General features: G+C 65.8%; 14 protein-coding genes. 9 read left to right on the top strand and 5 right to left on the bottom strand.

Translation table 11 applies throughout. The annotated features are described in order from the left end of the window. Positions 1-82: 82 nt before the first annotated feature. The 3 genes from HBF32_RS05030 to HBF32_RS05040 all read left to right on the top strand — a co-directional run bounded on the left by HBF32_RS05030 (position 83) and on the right by HBF32_RS05040 (position 2,112). On the top strand, positions 83-433 hold the full coding sequence (locus HBF32_RS05030; protein WP_166698593.1) for a 2-hydroxyacyl-CoA dehydratase: 351 nt from the start codon (positions 83-85) through the stop codon (positions 431-433). A 54-nt stretch (positions 434-487) separates the two neighbouring features. Next, positions 488-1,300: a CHAD domain-containing protein gene (locus HBF32_RS05035; protein ID WP_166698595.1), complete on the top strand. Its 813-nt coding sequence runs from the start codon at positions 488-490 to the stop codon at positions 1,298-1,300. 89 nt (positions 1,301-1,389) lie between these two features. Next, positions 1,390-2,112, top strand: a complete 723-nt coding sequence (locus HBF32_RS05040; protein WP_166698596.1) for a 3-keto-disaccharide hydrolase — start codon at positions 1,390-1,392, stop codon at positions 2,110-2,112. A gap of 41 nt (positions 2,113-2,153) precedes the next feature. Here HBF32_RS05040 and HBF32_RS05045 read toward each other — a convergent pair whose 3' ends face one another. From HBF32_RS05045 to HBF32_RS05055, 3 genes are read right to left on the bottom strand one after another with little or no spacing between them, the layout of a single operon-like run. After that, positions 2,154-3,281 carry a phosphatidylinositol-specific phospholipase C1-like protein gene (locus HBF32_RS05045; RefSeq protein WP_166698598.1) on the bottom strand — a complete coding sequence of 376 codons (1,128 nt, stop codon included), beginning with the start codon at positions 3,279-3,281 and terminating at the stop codon, positions 2,154-2,156. Between the two features lie 20 nt (positions 3,282-3,301). Then, complete coding sequence (locus tag HBF32_RS05050; RefSeq protein WP_166698600.1) at positions 3,302-5,548, bottom strand: GH92 family glycosyl hydrolase; 2,247 nt, start codon at positions 5,546-5,548, stop codon at positions 3,302-3,304. A gap of 11 nt (positions 5,549-5,559) precedes the next feature. Then, on the bottom strand, positions 5,560-7,731 hold the full coding sequence (locus tag HBF32_RS05055) for a TonB-dependent receptor (RefSeq protein ID WP_166698602.1): 2,172 nt from the start codon (positions 7,729-7,731) through the stop codon (positions 5,560-5,562). A gap of 254 nt (positions 7,732-7,985) precedes the next feature. Here HBF32_RS05055 and HBF32_RS05060 point away from each other — a divergent pair, with 254 nt between their 5' ends. The 3 genes from HBF32_RS05060 to HBF32_RS05070 all read left to right on the top strand — a co-directional run bounded on the left by HBF32_RS05060 (position 7,986) and on the right by HBF32_RS05070 (position 11,247). Next, positions 7,986-8,693, top strand: coding sequence for a TetR/AcrR family transcriptional regulator (locus tag HBF32_RS05060; protein WP_166698603.1), 708 nt, complete (start codon positions 7,986-7,988; stop codon positions 8,691-8,693). Positions 8,694-8,855: 162 nt separating this feature from the next. Further along, entirely contained in the window at positions 8,856-10,103 is a 1,248-nt protein-coding gene (locus tag HBF32_RS05065) for a carbohydrate-binding protein (protein ID WP_193570328.1), read from the top strand. Positions 10,104-10,551: 448 nt separating this feature from the next. Next, positions 10,552-11,247 (top strand): FecR family protein, encoded by a 696-nt coding sequence (locus HBF32_RS05070; protein ID WP_166698605.1) that lies wholly within the window; start codon positions 10,552-10,554, stop codon positions 11,245-11,247. A gap of 110 nt (positions 11,248-11,357) precedes the next feature. Here the strand turns inward: HBF32_RS05070 and HBF32_RS05075 are convergent, their stop codons facing one another. Together HBF32_RS05075 and HBF32_RS05080 are read right to left on the bottom strand one after the other, a co-directional pair. Further along, positions 11,358-12,455: a calcium:cation antiporter gene (locus HBF32_RS05075; protein WP_166698607.1), complete on the bottom strand. Its 1,098-nt coding sequence runs from the start codon at positions 12,453-12,455 to the stop codon at positions 11,358-11,360. A gap of 46 nt (positions 12,456-12,501) precedes the next feature. Beyond that, complete coding sequence (locus tag HBF32_RS05080; RefSeq protein WP_166698609.1) at positions 12,502-13,743, bottom strand: LysR substrate-binding domain-containing protein; 1,242 nt, start codon at positions 13,741-13,743, stop codon at positions 12,502-12,504. Between the two features lie 144 nt (positions 13,744-13,887). Between HBF32_RS05080 and HBF32_RS05085 the strand changes: the two genes are divergently transcribed. From HBF32_RS05085 to dctA, 3 genes are read left to right on the top strand one after another with little or no spacing between them, the layout of a single operon-like run. After that, positions 13,888-14,748, top strand: coding sequence for an amidohydrolase family protein (locus HBF32_RS05085; RefSeq protein WP_166698610.1), 861 nt, complete (start codon positions 13,888-13,890; stop codon positions 14,746-14,748). Next, a complete protein-coding gene (locus HBF32_RS05090) occupies positions 14,745-15,638 on the top strand; it encodes a phosphate/phosphite/phosphonate ABC transporter substrate-binding protein (RefSeq protein ID WP_166698612.1) in 894 nt (297 codons plus the stop codon). Before HBF32_RS05085 ends, HBF32_RS05090 begins: the two co-directional genes overlap by 4 nt. Beyond that, positions 15,625-16,986, top strand: a complete 1,362-nt coding sequence (dctA, locus tag HBF32_RS05095; protein ID WP_205287704.1) for a C4-dicarboxylate transporter DctA — start codon at positions 15,625-15,627, stop codon at positions 16,984-16,986. Before HBF32_RS05090 ends, dctA begins: the two co-directional genes overlap by 14 nt. Positions 16,987-17,022 lie beyond the last annotated feature (36 nt).

Consider the following 17,022-nt stretch of genomic DNA (forward strand, 5'->3'; position numbering starts at 1 on the left):
TCAAGGATCCCGGCCCTCTCGTCCCGAATGCGGGACGAGAGGGCGTGCGACAATGGTCGTTCCACTGGTTCCAAGTCTCGTGATGAATTCATCCGGTAAATACGACTTCAGGCAGTTCCAGGAGGAGCTTGCCGCTCTCGACCGCAAAGTTGACGAAAGCAAGCCCGCCGCCAAGGAAGTTCCCACTCCTGCTCCCGTCCCAGCCGTGCCGAAGCGCCGCGGCCGCCCGCCCAAGGTCGATCCGCTCGCGGGTGCGAAGGCCGAGTTCGAGGCCCTGCGCGTACGCCATGGCTTGACCGTCGCCGATGTCGTGTCCTGGTTCCCCGCCGAGGAAGGCATCGCCTATCTCCAGGGCCTGATCGCGGCCAGCGAACCGAAGCCGAGGCGCCGCCGCAAAACGGATGCCGCGACGGACGAAAGCGCTCCCGAGTGACCGTCGCCGGCGCCCACGGATGACGCGTGGGCGCCGGTCTGTTATCTAGGGCGCATGAGCCCCGACAAGAAGCCGAGTATCGCGGCCGCCCTGGCGTCGTCCGCGACGAGGGAATGCCGCAAGGCTATCCGGTCCCTCGCGGATACGAAGCAGCGGCATGAGGGCATCCACGAAGCGAGGAAGGCCATCCGTCGCCTCAAGAGCCTCCTGGTGCTGGCGGAAGAACCTTTCGCCGAGCCGCTGCCGGGCATCAAGGCCACCCTCGATCAGCTCGCCGTCGGCCTGTCGCCCCTTCGCGATGCCTATGTCGCATTGAACACCGCTCGCTCGCTCGCGGGCCCGAGGCCGTCGCCCGAATGGCGGCATGTGCTGGAGAAACTGGAGCACCGGAGCGAGGGCCGTCTGGCCGCCGAGCTGCACAAGGACCCGAACTTTCTCAAACGGCGCAGGCAGCTGCGCGAATTGATGGCGACGCTGGACGGACTGCCCTGGCAACGCATCCGCCTGCGCACGATCGCCGAGGCTCTCGAGCGATCCGAGGCGCGGGTCGGCCGATCGCACAAGCGCGCGAACAAGGCGGCCACGCCCGCCAACCTGCACGACTGGCGGCGCAAGGCACGGCGCCTGCGCATGCAGCTCGAACTCTGGCGCAGGGTGCGGAAGACCACAGGCAAGGCAGGCCACCGACAGGCGCCCGGGCATAAGGAAAAGACCCACGACATGTCGAAGCTCTCCGATGCGCTCGGCGCGAAGCAGGACCTTCGCGCCTTGCGCGCCACCTTGCGCACCTTGCGCGAACCGGAGGCCATCGCTCCGCTGCTGGAACAGATCCGCCAGGAACTGAAGAAACATCGCAAGAAATCGTGATTCTCGTGGATAGGGCATGGCGCGCCCCGCCGCCATTTATCACGATCCAAATTGCGCTACGCTTGCCGCTTTCCTCGCTGGAGCCTGCCATGTCTCGTGCGCCCCTGAAGGTCCTCGCCGCCTGCTGCATCGCCGCCCTGCCCGCGTATGCCAGTGCGGCCACCGCCCCCGACGGCTTCACCTCGCTGTTCGACGGAAAGACGCTTTCCGGCTGGCACTCCTTCGGCCAGAAAGGCACGGGCAAGGACTGGAGCGTGGTGGATGGCGCCATCGAACTCCATCGCGACCTCAAGGCACCGCGCGAAGACTTCGCGGACCTCGTCACCGACAAGGAATACGAGAACTTCGACCTCAAGCTCGAATGGAAGATGACGCCCTGCGCGGACGCCGGCATCATCTTCAACGTGCAGGAAGCGCCGAAGTATCGCGAGACCTGGGAGACGGGTCCGGAGATGCAGATCGCCGATCTGGTCTGCACCAAGCCCGACAGCTACACGCTCTACGAGCGCTCGGGCGATCTCTTCGACCTCATTTCCGCTCCCGTCGAGAACGTGAGGGAGCACGGGAACTGGAACGCGATCGAGATCATCGTCGACCACGGCCATGTCCAGTTCTTCCAGAACGGCCGCAAGACCGTCGACACGACCTTGTGGACGCCGGAATGGAACGCCCTCGTCGCGAAGACGAAGTTCGCGAAAATGCCGGACTATGCCCGCTTCCACAAGGGCCGCATCGCCCTGCAGGGCGGCGAGGACAAGGGTATCGAGCCAATCCGGATTTCCTTCCGGAACATCCGGATCAAGGAACTCTGAAGAGACCGGGCCCGCGCTTTTCCGACGGGACCGTGTCGGCATCAAGGAGCGTTCAGGGCCCGGTCGCTGCACTGGCTCTTTTTCGTGAGCACGGGGTTGCACCGCACCGCCACGCCGTCGGGAAAGCCCACGGCGTAGCCGGCGGATGACGGCTCGCCCGCGGGGTAGTCCGTGCTCACCAATTGCGCGCCGCTACCGAGGACGACGTCACGACGCGTGCCGTCGTTCTTCAGGCCTTGCCCCTGTGCCGGATCGTCGGTGCGGGCGCGCACGATGTAACCGCGCTCCACCAGCGCGTCGATCTCCTTGGCCGAGCACTCGTTGCATTCGGTGAAGGCCGCATCCTCCGCTCCCGGCGTGGCATTGGTGAAGATGAGACGGCCACGCAGCGACGGATGCCCGTCGGTATACACCGGCTCCATCTTGCGCTGGTCGAGCAGGAACACGATCTTGCCGCGCGCCTGGTCCACGGTGGGCCAGCCAGCGGAACGCACCGCTTCGTCGAGCGTGGCATGCGTGCCGCGCACGTCGTCCGGCGTCACCATCTCGCCGCGCGGGAAGACCGACGCGATCTCCGCGTCCAGCGCGTCGAACACGGCGGGCGTGAACGGCTCCGGCGTGACTGTCGGGATCTTCGCCTGCAAGGGCTGCTGTTTTGTCTCGAGGAGGACGAACAGGGGCATATGCCGCGGATGCGCCTTCGACCACGCGCGCAGTTCCTCCAGACAGGCGGTAAAGGGCTGGCAGGTGCTGCGCTGGTCCACGCCCTGGATGTGCATCACCTTGAAGCCGGGCTTCTCCCAGACGCCCGGCGAGGCGGTCGGCGGATCGGCAGGCAGGCCGTTGAGCGCGATCATGCGGTCGATCACCGGATCGAGGTACAACCCTCCCTTCGCATCGGCGAACACGTCGATCTCCACCTGTCGCACACCGTCGTCCAGTTGCTTCGTCAGCGGCGGATGGCTGTAATCGATGGCGGCGAACTGCTGTGCCGCCTCCTTCATCATCACGCGCCGCGCGCTCGGGGCGAAGCCGGCGTGGTAGCTGTTGTGCGTACCGATGAGCTGGATCTGGTTGATCCGCACGCTGTCCTTGGCGAGCGACGGCGCGGAGACGACCGCGAAGGAGGCCGCGGCCACGTACAGCGTGTAAGAACGAAGAAGCGACATGGACATTCCTTTCGAATGGGTCAGCGGGACTGGCGTTTGCACAGGACGAAGCCGTCATCGGAAAGCGAAGGCGGCGGAGTGGTCGTGCCCCAGGGCGACGGCGACGGCCCCATCACAAGGTCCAGCGTGCCGCCTTGGGCCATCTGGCCATGGCGGAACCAGGCGGCCTCGAGCGGTTTGCCGTTGAGCGTGGCGGATTGCACGTAGCGGTTCGTGCCGTCGGCCGTGAAGTTCTCCGCATGGATGCGAAAGGCCTTGCCGCCGCCCAGGTCGATCGTCGATTCGGCGAACGAGGGTGTGCCGATGAGGTACACGTCCTGTCCCGCGTTCGGGTAGAAACCCATCGACTGGAAGGCGTACCAGCTCGACATCGCACCGGAGTCGTCGTTGCCCGGGATGCCGCCGCGATCCGCACCGAAGGCACGGCGGAGGAAGGTCGTCACGCGATCCGCGGTGCGGTCCGGTCGTCCGGCCCATAGGTACAGATCCGGAATGAGGAAACCGGGCTCGTTGGTGATGTCGAAGTGCAGGTTGTCGAACGTGGTGTCCAGGCGCTTCACGAAGGCCTCGTTCCCGCCCGACTTCGCGATCAGCCGGCGGACGTCCTGCGGGGCGTAAAGCGAATACGTCCACAGGTCGGCTTCGTAGTAGAAATCCGGCCATGTCCCGCGACGGACCAGGTATTGCGGTGCCCAGCTGCCGTCCGCGTTGCGCGGGCGAAGGAAGCCCGTGACGCCTTCGTGCGTATCGGTGGCATCCCACAGGTTGGCCCAGTTGCCGGCCTGCTTCCGGTACCGCTTCGCCTCGTCGGCGTGGCCGAGCCCGCAGGCCACCTCGGCGATCGCAAAATCATCGTAGGCGTATTCGACGGTTCGCGAGCCCGCGCGCTCGGTCGGCTGGGCCACGTAGCCGAGCCGGTTGTATGTGTCGAGGCCACCGCGTCCTTCCTTGCGGGCATCCTCCGGAGCCACGTTCGCATCCTTCTGCATGGCCTTGAACGCGGTCGCATAGTCGATGCCGGTAAGACCCTTGACGTAAGCGTCGGCAACCAGCACGTTGGCATTGCTGCCGCCCTGGGTGCGGCCGTTATCGTTGCCCACGCGCGCATCGGGCATGAAACCGGCATGGCGGAAGGTGTCCACGAGCGAGCGGACAATGTCGCGTTGCACGTCCGGCGCGACCAGCGTCAGCAGCGGACCCTGGCTGCGGAAGGTGTCCCAGATGGCCTGGAAGTCGTCGTAATACGGTTCGTTCGACTTCCATTTCGGGTTCTCGCCCGTGTGGTCGGACGGCATCATCATCGCGTGGTAAAGCGCCGTATAGAAGATGCGCCGGCGCTCGTCGTCGGCACCGCTCACCTCGATCCGGCCCAGCGCCTTGTTCCAGGCCGCGACGGCGGCACGGTGCACGCCGTCGAAGTCCCAGCCCTTGATCTCGTTCACGGCGTTGGCATGGGCCTGGGCCTGGCTGACAAAGGATATGCCCACCTTGGCCTGCAGCACCTGTCCCGCCTTCACCCGGTAATCCAGCGACGCGCCGATGGGCATGTCGCCGGGCGCATGGGCCGAGTCCGCCGCGCGGAGCGCCTTGCCAAGCCATGTGCGTCCAGCGGACGACGGCGTGTCGACCATCAGGTCGACGTACACGTCGTATTCGCCGCCCTCGTTCCAGCCCCCGATGTAACGGCCCATGCCGGCGATTTCCGTCGGCGACACCACGCGCACGTCGCCGCCCAGGAATTGCTGGGTTTCCTCGCCCTTGCCCTTGAAGAGCAGGTCGAGGTCGAGCGTCACGTGCGCTTCGGCGTCCTTCGCGAAGGTGTAACGGTGCATGCCCGCGCGGCGGGTGGCGGTCAGCTCCGTCTTCACGCCATAGCGCGGCAGTTCCACGGCGTAGTAGCCCGGGCTTGCCGTTTCGCCGGCCCGCGGCGAATGGAAGTCCGTGGGTTCGAGCGGTCCCGTGCTGGCCGCGACACGGATGTTCTCGTACTTGCCGCCGCCACCGCTCAGGTGCAGATGGGTAAAACCGCGGATCTCGCCGGCGCTCTGGAAGCCCTTCCGCTGGCCGTAACCGTGCAGGTCGGGGCCGAGCTTGACCATGCCGAACGGTACGGTGGCACCGACAAAGATATCGCCGAACCAGTCCGTGCCGATGAACGGGTCGACGTCGGCGACATGGTCGGCCGCCATGGCGGCGGACGCCGCCATGGCGAAGGAGGCGATGGCGACCGCAAGGGCGCGCCGCACGGTGGAGCCGGGTGTTCGCATCGGGGAGGACCTCAGAACGTATAGGTCAGCTGCGCGGTGTAATTACGCGCCGCCAGGTAATAGTAGGTGGGGTTGCTGGCCGCACCGTTGCCCTGGATGGGCGCGCGGTGATCGAACAGGTTATTGGTCGACAATTGCAGTCTGAGGTCAGGCGTGAACCGGTAGCCGATGTTGAAGTTGGCGTAGTTGTAGGTCGGCAGCTTCGTGTTGGGGTTGTAATTCTCCGCGCCCGTCTCGCCCACGCCGGTGAAACGCGTACCCACATACTTCACCAGGAACGAACCGTAGAGCGGCCCCCGGTCGTAGATGAAGCCCACGTCGGCGGTGGATTCCGGCGCGTTCGATATCTGCCGGTGGGTCGTCTTCGAATACGCCGTATTGACGCTGCCGTTGGCGGTGAAGCTGAAGCCCGATTCGCCGAGGATATGGGTGTATTCGCCTTCCACGCCCTTGTAGATCACGCCGCCCTGGTTGGCAAACACGCTCACCAGGGAGCCACCCGGACCGATCGGCTCCTCGATGCTCGTCACGAGGTTGGCGAAATCGATGTAGTACACGTCGAGGTCGGCCACGGTCGTCGGCGTCTTCCACACGATGCCGGCCTGGTAGTTCTTCGTCTGCTGCGGGTCCACGTGGCCGCCGTTGCCCTGCAGGATGTTCACCTTGGGCGCCTGGTAGCCTTCGGCGTACTGACCGTATACGGCCAGGCCTGGGGCGATGCGGTAGTTGGCGGCGAGCGTGGCGAGCGTGGTGGCGAAATGCCCCGCGCCACCCACCGGGAGGAAGTTGGAGACGCCGTCCAGCGTGCGGTCGAACACGATCTGCTTCACGCCGGGAACGATGCTGAGATTCTCCAGCGGACGCCATTCCACCTCGAGGTAGCTCTGCGTGGTGCTGGTGTGCTGGTTCGTGTCGATGATGTCGGCATTCGGCGTGCCGGCGAGCACGCGCGGCGTCATCGTGGACAGGTCTACCGTCACCTGGTCCTGCACCTGGTAAGTACGCTCGGCCCAGATGCCTGCGCGCAGGGTGCTGTCCAGCCAGCCGCTGCCCACGTCCTTCTCGCCCGCGAGCATGTTGCCCACCGCGCGGTAGCGGCTGTGGTTGATCGCGCCGGGTACGCCCCCGGCCGGCAGCAGGGCCTTGTTGGGCGTGTTGCCGAGCAGGTCCACGCCACCCGGGCCGCTGTCGCGCAGGCCATAGGTGTAGAACTTGTCGTCGAAGCGCCAGCCGTTGTAGTCGCCGTGAAGCTGTAGATATTCGAAGTCGGCGTGACGGTCGTCGATGTTGTAGTCGAAGAAGCCCTGCGATTCGGGATCGCGGTTGAGCCCGCCGAATTCCAGGCCGAAGCGGTCGGTCCGCTTCTTCGGCTGCGCGGTGAAGGTATTCCACTTCACCTTGTTGTAGTCAGCCACGAGGGTCAGCGTGGTACGGTCGCCAAGCGGTTGCTTCACCTTGAACAACGCGTTGTCCTGGCGGAAGCCGGCGTTGTCGATCAGGCCGTCGGACTCGAGATGACTGTAGTTCACCGAGGCCTGCGTACCGATCTTGTTCATCGTGCCGGTATTGCCCTCGCCCGCCACCTGCCAGGTGGCACCGCTGCCGTACATGGTCGACACCTCGCCCGACGGCTTGTCGGTGGTCGGCGCGGAGTAAAGCGCCACGGTGCCGCCGAACGTGGCGTTGCCGACATTGCTGGCCGTGCCCGGGCCGCGGTCGACCACCACCTTGCCCAGCGACGGGCCGGGGAAGAAGGCGGTGGTGGCGTGGCCGAATGCACCGGGATCGCCGAACGGGATGCCGTCGAAGGTCACGTCGTATTCGCCGTCCTGGAAGCCGCGCACCGTGGCGCTCTTGCTCGACAGTCCCGCACCGTTGGGCGAGGCATTCACGGCCGACGGCGTGAGTTCGAGCAAAGCGAGGTAATCGGCCTTCGGCGTGGCGATGGTCTTGATATAGCCGCGGCTGAGCACCGATTGCGGCTCGACCTCGAAAAGGCTGCCCTGCGAGGGTGCGAGCGCGGCCGCGGTGCCTGGCGGCGCGAGGTTGGGATCGTCGACGGCTGCGGAAACGGCAACGCCCTGAAGGTTGGTGGTCTGGTTCTGGTTCGCGCTCTGCGCGAGGGTGCCGGTGGCGGCGGCAAGGGCGGTCAGGCCGAGGCCAACACGTACTGCGTGATGCATCGTGGGAGAACTCCTGCTTTTCCGGCCACGCGGTCGCCCGCAACGGCCAGCTCTCGTCGAGCCTTGGGGGAAGGGGTTGAGTTGTCGGGGAGGGGGGTGGCGAAAAACAGTAATGAAAGCTACTGTTCATCTGTGACATTCGCTTGACGGTCGCATGGCGTGTAACGCGCAGGACGCATGCCCATAGGAAATTCGTATCATCGGAAACCAAACTCGCTTCGAAGCATCCGTCGAAGCGCTCCAGAGGACGTCGCATGAAAAGCGTTACGCGCGGGAAAGCATCCGGCGCGCGCCCGGCTATTCCGCTCGGCACCAAACAGCAGCCGATGCAGCAGCGCTCCGTCGAAACCTTCGAGCTGATCCTCGAGGTCACGGCGCGTCTGCTCGGCGACGTGGGCGTCGAACGCCTGTCGACCAACCTCGTGTGCGAGCACGCGGGCATCTCGCCCCCTGCCCTGTACCGTTATTTCCCGAACAAGTACGCGATCCTCGCCGAACTCGGCGAACGCCTGATGAAGCGCCAGAACGAGGCGTACCGCGCGTGGCTGGCGCGGGAGCAGCAACTCGATTACGACGGTTCGCACGAGGCTTCCATCCGCGGCTTGCGCGACATGCAGGCAGCCATCAACGCCGTCACGCTCGCCTTTCCCGGCGCCGTGTGGATCATGCGCGCGTTGCGTGCCGTGCCCACGCTGCGCCATATCCGCCTCGCCTCCCACGAGGACGTGGCGGAAACCACGTTCAAGGGATTGCGCGACCGCTATCCCTCGGCGGACGAAGGCGCTTTGCGCATCGCCATGCGCCTTTCCACCGAGGTGATGTATGCCGCCACGGAGATGGTGGTCGACAATCCGCAGATGGACGGCGACGCCATCAACACCGAAGTCGCCGAAATGGTGGTGCGTTATTACGACAAGTTCGTCGAGGCCGAGGCCCGTTATGCGCGCCCCCGTACGCCGTAGGAGCCGCTACGACATGTCTTTCGTTGTCATCGGCGCCGAAAATGCGCATAGATGCCTATGCGCATTCCGTCACATTTCGCCAAAAGGCCAATAGACAACGTTGTCATCCGGGACATAAACCAGAGCCGCTTCACCAGTCCAACCAACGATCTGGAGGCGCTCATGATCCTGAAACTCTCGGCCATCGCTCTCGGCCTTTCGGTGCTCTTTCCGCTGCACGAGGCGCGCGCCGCCGAGTGCGCACCCGCGTGGGAAGCAGGAAAGGTCTATACCGGCGGCAACACGGCCAGCGAGAACGGCGTGAACTACATCGCCAATTGGTGGACCCAGGGCAACGAGCCCGCCACCAACAACGGCGGCAGCGGCTCCGGCCAGCCGTGGACATCGCAGGGATCGTGTACGGGCGGGGGCACGCCTCCGGACGATCCGCCGGACAACCCACCCGACAATCCGCCTCCCGCCACCGGCGACCTGCTCTTCAGTCCCTACAAGGACATCACCATCAACCTCGACTGGAATACCAACATCATGTCGACCATGGTGACGGGTACGCGCCTGCCGGTCGTGGGCAGCGGCAGCCTGGTGTCCACGCAGGTGCCGAACCTCGGTGCCATCACCCTCGCCTTCGCCACGGGCGAATGCGGCAGCGAGAACTGGGGTGGCGTACCGGCCGCGGCCTTCGCCAGCGCGAATATCGCGCGACTCAACAACGCCGGGATCAACTACGTCGTCTCCACCGGTGGACAGGCCGGCGTATTCACCTGCCCCAGCGCCACGGGCATGGCGAGCTTCCTTTCGCGCTACATGGGCCCGCACATGGTCGGCGTCGATTTCGACATCGAAGGTGGACAGACGCCGGCGCAGCTCAACGCCCTCGTGAGCAACGCCGTCTACGCCGAGAGCCTCTACCCCAACCTACGTTTCTCGTTCACGCTCGCCACGCTCGCCGCATCCGACGGCAGCTTCGGCGGCGTGAACCCCACGGGCGACGCGGTGGTCCGCGCCGTGAAGGCGTCGGGGCTCAAGAACTACACCATCAACCTGATGACGATGGATTACGGCACGGCGGGCCCCGGCATCTGCGTGGTGGCCAACGGCAAGTGCGACATGGGTCAATCGGCGGTCCAGGCCGTGAGGAACCTGCAGCATACTTACGGCATCCCGCTGACGAAGATCGAGATCACGCCGATGATCGGGGTGAACGACGTGTCCAGCGAAACCTTCACCGTCGCCGACATCGATACGGTGACCAGCTACGCCGTGACCAACAAGCTTGCGGGCGTGCATTTCTGGTCGCTCGACCGCGACAATCCCTGCGGCGGCGGATTCGCCTCGCCCACCTGCAATTCGGTACCTTCCACCACCGTTCTGCAATACACGAAGCGGTTCCTGTCCAACCTCGGCAAGTAGGACGAACGAGCCCTGTGGGAGCCGCCTTCAGCGGCGATGGGCACTCGCGGCAAGCGCCCACCGCCGCGGGATCGCTGCCGAAGCAGCTCCCACGGCGCATGGTTTCACGAAACTGCCACATTCGCCGCCTAGGCTCGTCGCACGAACTGGAGCCATCGTGTCGACCGAGACGTCGCAGGGCTGGGCGCGCCTTCTGATAGATAAAGGCCCCTCGCTTACCAACTACTTCCACGCTCTGCGATGCGGCCACGAGCATCGACCGCGAGCTTGGCCGTCTGCCCCCAGGGACTGGTTGCGCCACGAAACGGAGCGAACACATGCCCCTGCGCCCAACATACGCGGACGTGCGCGACGCACCGTTCTCCGTGCGGGCGCCATCGCTGCCGCCGCCCTACTCTCCGTCTCGGCCACCCTGCTCCTTGCATGGCCCGAAACGGAAGCGCCCGCCATGCGCTACGTGGCCGACGCCAACCATGTCCGCACGGTGCTGCTCGAAGACGACACGCGCCTCCAGCTGTCGCCGGGCAGCGTAGTGGACGTGCGCTTCGACGCGCATGCGCGGCATATCGCCCTGCTCAAGGGGGACGCCTCGCTCGACATTGGCAAGGACACGCACCGTCCGATGACCGTGGAGGTGGGTCGTCAGCGTATCGAGGACATCGGCACCGTGTTCGACGTGAGCCTGGGCGAGACGGGGACGGAAGTGTCGGTCGTGAGCGGCAGCATCGCCGTTTCCCAGGCCGCCCCGCCTTGGCTCGACCGCGTGCGCCGGCGACTGACCGGCAGGGATGCACCCCGCGAGCCTATCGTCGAACTCGGTGGCGGCGAGTCGGCCAGCGTATCGAGGGAAGGCAAGCTGGTATCGCGCGGCGCCATCGACGCCTCGACGGCGGCCGCATGGCTGCCCGACGAGATCCGCTTCCAGGACAGCACCGTGGCGGAGGTCGCGCGCCGCTTCAACGCCTATACGCCACGCCCCCTGACGGTCGAAGATCCGCGCCTCGCGAACAAGCGGATCAGCGGCGTGTTCCACGCACGCGATGCCGCCGCGTTCGTCAGTTACCTCGGCAGTCTCCCCGGTGTGGCCGTGATCGACGATCCGGAACGCATCCGGTTCGTCGCCGCACGAAACAGGCGGCTGTAAGAAAAGAATTCATCGAACTGCCCGCCCGAGGAGTTCATCGCCATCCTCGATCGCGCCGTCGATGCGACGCGGGTCGATGTCCGCCTGCCGCCCATGACACGACAGTGGCGCTAGGGCGCCAGGATGAAGAATACGAACCATGCGAAGACCAGCAGGTGGACGGCACCCTGGAGGAGATGCGTGCGCGGGCTCGAGAACGTGACCACGGAGAGGACCAGGGTCAGTACGAAGAGGACGAGGTCCGTCCGTTCGAGGCCCAGGGTCACCGGATGGTTCGTTGCACGACCGATGACGATGATGGCCGGAATGGTGAGGCCGATCGTCGACAGCACCGAGCCCAGGAGCACGTTCACCGAGCGCTGGAGTTCGTTGCGGTTGGCCGCGCGGATCGCGCCTATACCCTCGGGCGTGGCGACGAGCACGGCCATGGCGAGACCGCCGAGGAGCGCGGGCGCACCCATGGTTTCGACGACGTAATCGACCGGCACCGCGAGTTTGTCCACGAGGAACACCACCGGAATCATGTAGGCGGCGAGGAACAGCGCCGACACCCGCGGGCCGCGACCGGTGCTTCGTTCCAGGCGACGCGGGTGCAGCGAGGTCTCGGTCGATACGAAATACCCGCGCAATCCCCGGGTCTGCAGGAAAAGGAACGTCGCATAGAGCACGATCGCCGAGAGGGCGAGGAAGAGCTGGTGGGACAAGCGCAGGTGCGATGTGATCGAATCCCTGGCGAAGGTCGGCATGACCATGCCGAGGACACCCAGCGGAACGATGAGGCCGAGGTAAGCATTGGCGCCCTGCAGGTTGTAGGTCTGCTCCCGGTGTTTCAGGCCGCCCAGCATCAAGGCGAGGCCGACCATGCCGTTCAATACGATCATCGTCACCGAGAACAAGGTGTCGCGGGCCAGCGTCGGGTTGTTCGCGCCGTGGAGCATGACCGCGGCGATGCTCATGATCTCGATCGACGTCACGGCCAGGGTGAGGACCAGGGTGCCCCGCGGCTCGCCGAGATGATGGGCGAGGTCTTCCGCATGGCGCACGACCGCGATGGCGGAGCCCAGGATCACGAGGAACAGCCAGGCGAACATGAAGGCCAGGCGCACCGGCGATGCCATGCCGGAAAGCAGCACGTCCGGTGCGATCAGGAAAATGACACACGTGACGAGGCTTATCGAAAGGAACCGCTCGTCGCGCAACGTCGCCATCTGTGCCTCCCGGGCCCCCGGCGGTGGATGGCCGAATCCTACCCCCTCAGATGGCTCCTGTCCCCGCCACCTGCCGAAGCGCGGTCTTCCGCGCGGCCATGTCCTGCAGGAGGGCGACGAAGGCCGACTGCAGCCGGGTGGGCTGCCATTCGATGCGCCGCGTCATCGCGATGCGGCGCCAGAACCCAGGCCCTTTCGTGCCGATCTCCACGAGCTTGCCCGCGCGGCTTTCCAGCAGGAACTGGTCGCGCGACATCAGCGTGAGCCAGTCGCCCTCGAGCATGAGGCCGCGCATGATCATCACCGAGGCGCATTGCACCTTCAGGTTCGGTGGTTCCCGGCCGCGATCCTGGAACATCCGCTCCCAGTTCAGCCGCATGGGCACACCGCGCGCAGGCACCACCCAGGGATAGCGAAGCAACGCATCGACCGACGGCCGTGCCGTATCCCGCAGCGGATGCCCGGCCCGGCCGACGATGACGAGCTCGTCGTCGAAGAGACCTTCCTGGCGCACGTCGCGGGCCGGCACCGACTGGCGCTGCGAACCGATCAAAAGGTCCATCTCGCCGTGGCGCAGGCGCGAAAGCAATTCCATGTAGGGCCCCTCGACGACCTCGATCGACGCGCCAGGATAGTCTTCGCAGAACCGCGCGAGCACTTGCGGAAGGAAATGCGCGCGCGCCACGGGAAGGACGCCGATGCGGATCGTGCCGCTGGCCTCCTCGGACGGCGCCAGCTCGTCGATGCCGGCGGCGAGCTCCGCGAGCATCAGACGGACGAAGTGCACGAGCTTCGCCGCCGCGTCGGTGGGGCGCACCGAGCGCCCCATCCGCACCAGCATCGGTACCTCGGTCGTCTCCTGCAGTTCGCGCATCGCCCGGTGCAGTGCGGGCTGCGAAATACCCACCTCCGCGGCCGCGGCCGCATAGCTACTGGCCGTCACCACCGAGACGAGCGCGCGCAGCTGGGCCATGGTGATGCGCCGCTCGATGTTCGCGATGGCTTGCATGCGCGCCGGCCGGCGCACCTGGCCGATGCCGCGCGCAAGGTAACGCAGGGCGCGCGCGACGCGGCCGATGAATCGCGCGCCCTGTTCGGTCGGCGTGACGCCCTTCGGATACCTGTCGAACAGGCGCGAGCCGAGCACGCGCTCCATGTTCGCCACCGCATGGGCGAGCGCCGGCTGCGACAGGCTTACCTCCGCAGCGGCGGCGCTCATGTTGCCCGCGCGCGACACGGCGAGCAGCGCATCGAGATGACGAAGATTGAGCGAGAACACGATGCTCATAAGATCGTTAACTTATTTCGATAGCTCGATCATAAATCGAATTTGGTTCGAAGAAGCCCGTCAGCGCATATTCAAGCCATCGGCAGAGCCGCTGGTTTTGCAGTGCAACATTTTTCTATAGCCATTCTGAATGGGCAAGGCAACGTGATCCTCCTCGATACGCACACACATGTCATCTCTCCGGACACAGGTACCTACCCCATCGCACCCATCGGCGGCCGCCAATCCGAGTGGTCGCACGAGCGCCCGGTCGATACCGAGGGCCTGTTGCGCGCCATGGACCTCGCGGGCATCGAGCAGGCGGTCGTGGTGCAGGCGTCGACCGTCTATGGCCACGACAATCGTTACGTCACGGCGTCCGTCCGCGCCCATCGCGACCGCTTCGTCGGCGTCTATTCCATCGACGCCATGGCACCCGATGCCGTGCAACGGATCGAGTACTGGCAGTCGCAGGGGCTTGCCGGCTTCCGCTTGTTCACTACCGGAAGCACGATGCCGGGCCAGGCCGACTGGCTGGGTCACGAGGATTCCTATCCCGCATGGGCTTATGCCGAGGCCCACGGCATTCCGGTGTGCCTGCAGATGACCATGGACGGCCTGCCCAGGCTGCGCGAGCTGATGACGCGGTTCCCGCGGGTCAAGGTGCTGCTCGATCACTGTGCGCGGCCCGACCTGGAGGACGGCAAGCCGTACGCGGCGGCAAAAGCGCTGTTCGAAATGGCCGCCTTTCCCGGGGTCCACCTGAAGCTGACCAATCGCACGCTCGAGGCCGCGGCACAAGGCGCCTCGCGCCCAGGCGACTTCCTCGAGGCCATTGTGGCCGCTTTCGGCGCGGAGCGTATCGCCTGGGGTTCCAACTTCCCCGCCGCCGCCGGCACCCTCGACCAGCTCGCGCGCACCGCGGGCAAGGCCCTCGTCGAGCTGCCCCCCGCTGCTCGCGACGCCATCTTCCACGGCACGGCGCGCCGGCTCTATCCTTTCGCGCGAAGCGGGAGCGCGGCATGAACGCCGCTTCCCTCAAGACGGTCCTCGGCAGCTACCCGCATACGATGGCGCTGAAGGACGGCAGCGTGAACCATGCGGCCGTCATGCTCGACTTCCAGGAGGTTTCCCCGGTGCACAAGGCGTTCGCGCCCATGGTGCGTCACGAGGCCTACGACCTCTGCGAACTGGCGATCGTCACGGCATTGCAGGCCGTGGCGTATGACCGTCCCGTGGTGTTGCTTCCCGTCGTCGTCGCGTCGCGCTTCCAGCGCGGCTGCCTCATCGCGCATGGTTCCCGCCCCATCAGGCCACAGGACCTCCCGGGGAAGCGGGTCGGCGTGCGCGCCTATACGCAAACGACGGGCATGTGGGTACGTTCGCACCTCGTAGAGGATTTCGGTCTCGACATCGGGGCGATAGCGTGGGTCACGCATGACGCAGCCCATGTCGAGCAGTACACCGATCCCGCCTTCGTCCACCACGACGACGGCGACAAGAGCCTGCTGGACATGTTGCGCGACGGCGATATCGACGCCGCCATCCTCGGCAACGACATGCCGAAGGGTGACGAGTTCCGTCCCGTCTTCGACGATGCGAACGACCGCGACCTCGCCTGGTGGCGTAAGCACCGCTTCATGCCGATCAACCATATGGTGGCCGCCTCGCGCACCGTCTGCGAACGCAACCCGGCGGCGATCCGCGCCGCGTACGCACTGCTGCTCGAAGCGGCCGACCGGATGGCCGGGGACCCTTCCGGCCCCCTTCCCTTCCGCTTCGGCATCGAGGGTCTGCGAGGGCCGGTGGAGTTCACCATCGACGCCTGCATGCGCCAGGGGCTCTTGCCCCGCCGGCCGACCGTAGACGAAGTCTTCGCACCCGCCAGGAGGATCCTCGACCATGGCAGCGATTGACGCCCGCGACACCTCCGCCAGGACCGGCTTCGAAAAGGAACCAGGCACGATGGCGACAGCCGACCGCACCACCGCCCAGCCACCGCGGAAGCCCCGCCGCTTCTACGAGGACCTGACCTTCCAGGTGCTCGCGGGCATGGCGCTGGGTGTGGCCGTGGGCGCGTTCTTCCCGGACATCGGCAAGCAGTTGAAGCCGCTCGGGGACGTGTTCGTCCGGCTCATCCAGATGGTGGTCGGACTCATCATCTTCTGTACGGTGACGCACGGCATCGCCAGCGTGCGCGACCTCGGCAAGGTGGGCCGCATCGCCGTCAAGGCCATCGTGTACTTCGAAGTGGTGACCACCTTCGCGCTGGTCATCGGCCTCGTGACGATCAACCTCCTGAAACCCGGCGTGGGCATGCACATCGACCCCGCCAGCTTCCAGACGGCCGGGCAGAACGTGCATCCCGCGGCGCACATGACCTTCGGGGAGTTCCTGCTCAACCTCGTTCCCAAGTCCGCGGTGCATGCGTTCTCGGAGGGAGAGATCCTGCAGATCCTCGTCTTCTCGGTGCTGTTCGCCTGCGGCCTGGCGTCGCTCGGCGACAAGGCCAAGCCCGTGCTGGAAACGGTGGACACGATCTCCAAGGCGCTGTTCTGGGTGATCCGCATCGCGATGAAGATCGCTCCTATCGCCGCTTTCGGCGCGATCGCCTTCACCGTGGCGAAGTTCGGCCTGCATTCGCTCGTGGCGCTCGGCGCCCTGATCGGCGAGTTCTACCTCACCTGCCTCATCTTCTTCGTGGCGGTGCTGGCACCGATCGCGTGGTACTCGGGCTTCAGCCTGCTCAAATTGATGCGCTACGTGCGGGAAGAACTGGCGCTGGTCATCGGCACGAGTTCGTCGGAAAGCGTGTTTCCCCAGCTCACGAGCAAGCTCACGAAGCTGGGCGTGGAAGAATCCGTCGTCGGCCTCGTGCTGCCCACCGCCTACAGCTTCAATCATGACGGCACCTGCCTCTACTTCGCCGCCGTGAGCGTGTTCCTGGCGCAGGCGACGGGCACGGCGCTCGGCTGGGAAGCCCAGCTCTCGTTGCTGGCCGTGCTGCTCGTGACATCCAAGGGCGGCGCCGGCGTCGCAGGCTCGGCCATCGCCGTGCTGGCCATGACGCTCGCGGCCACCAAGGCCATCCCGGTCGGAAGCATCGCCCTGATCCTTGGCGTGCACCGGGTCCTCTCTTCCGCCTTCGTGTTCACCAACATCGCGGGCAACTGCGTCGCCACCATCGTGGTCGGCCAGTGGGAGCACGCCGTCGACAAGGAACGCCTGCATACCGAGCTGGACAACGGATTCCAGCCCACCTGAGCAACGCTCGCCTGCACCGCCCGTGGATGCGGGGGT

Source organism: Luteibacter yeojuensis, assembly GCF_011742875.1.
Classification (GTDB): Bacteria; Pseudomonadota; Gammaproteobacteria; order Xanthomonadales; family Rhodanobacteraceae; genus Luteibacter; species Luteibacter yeojuensis.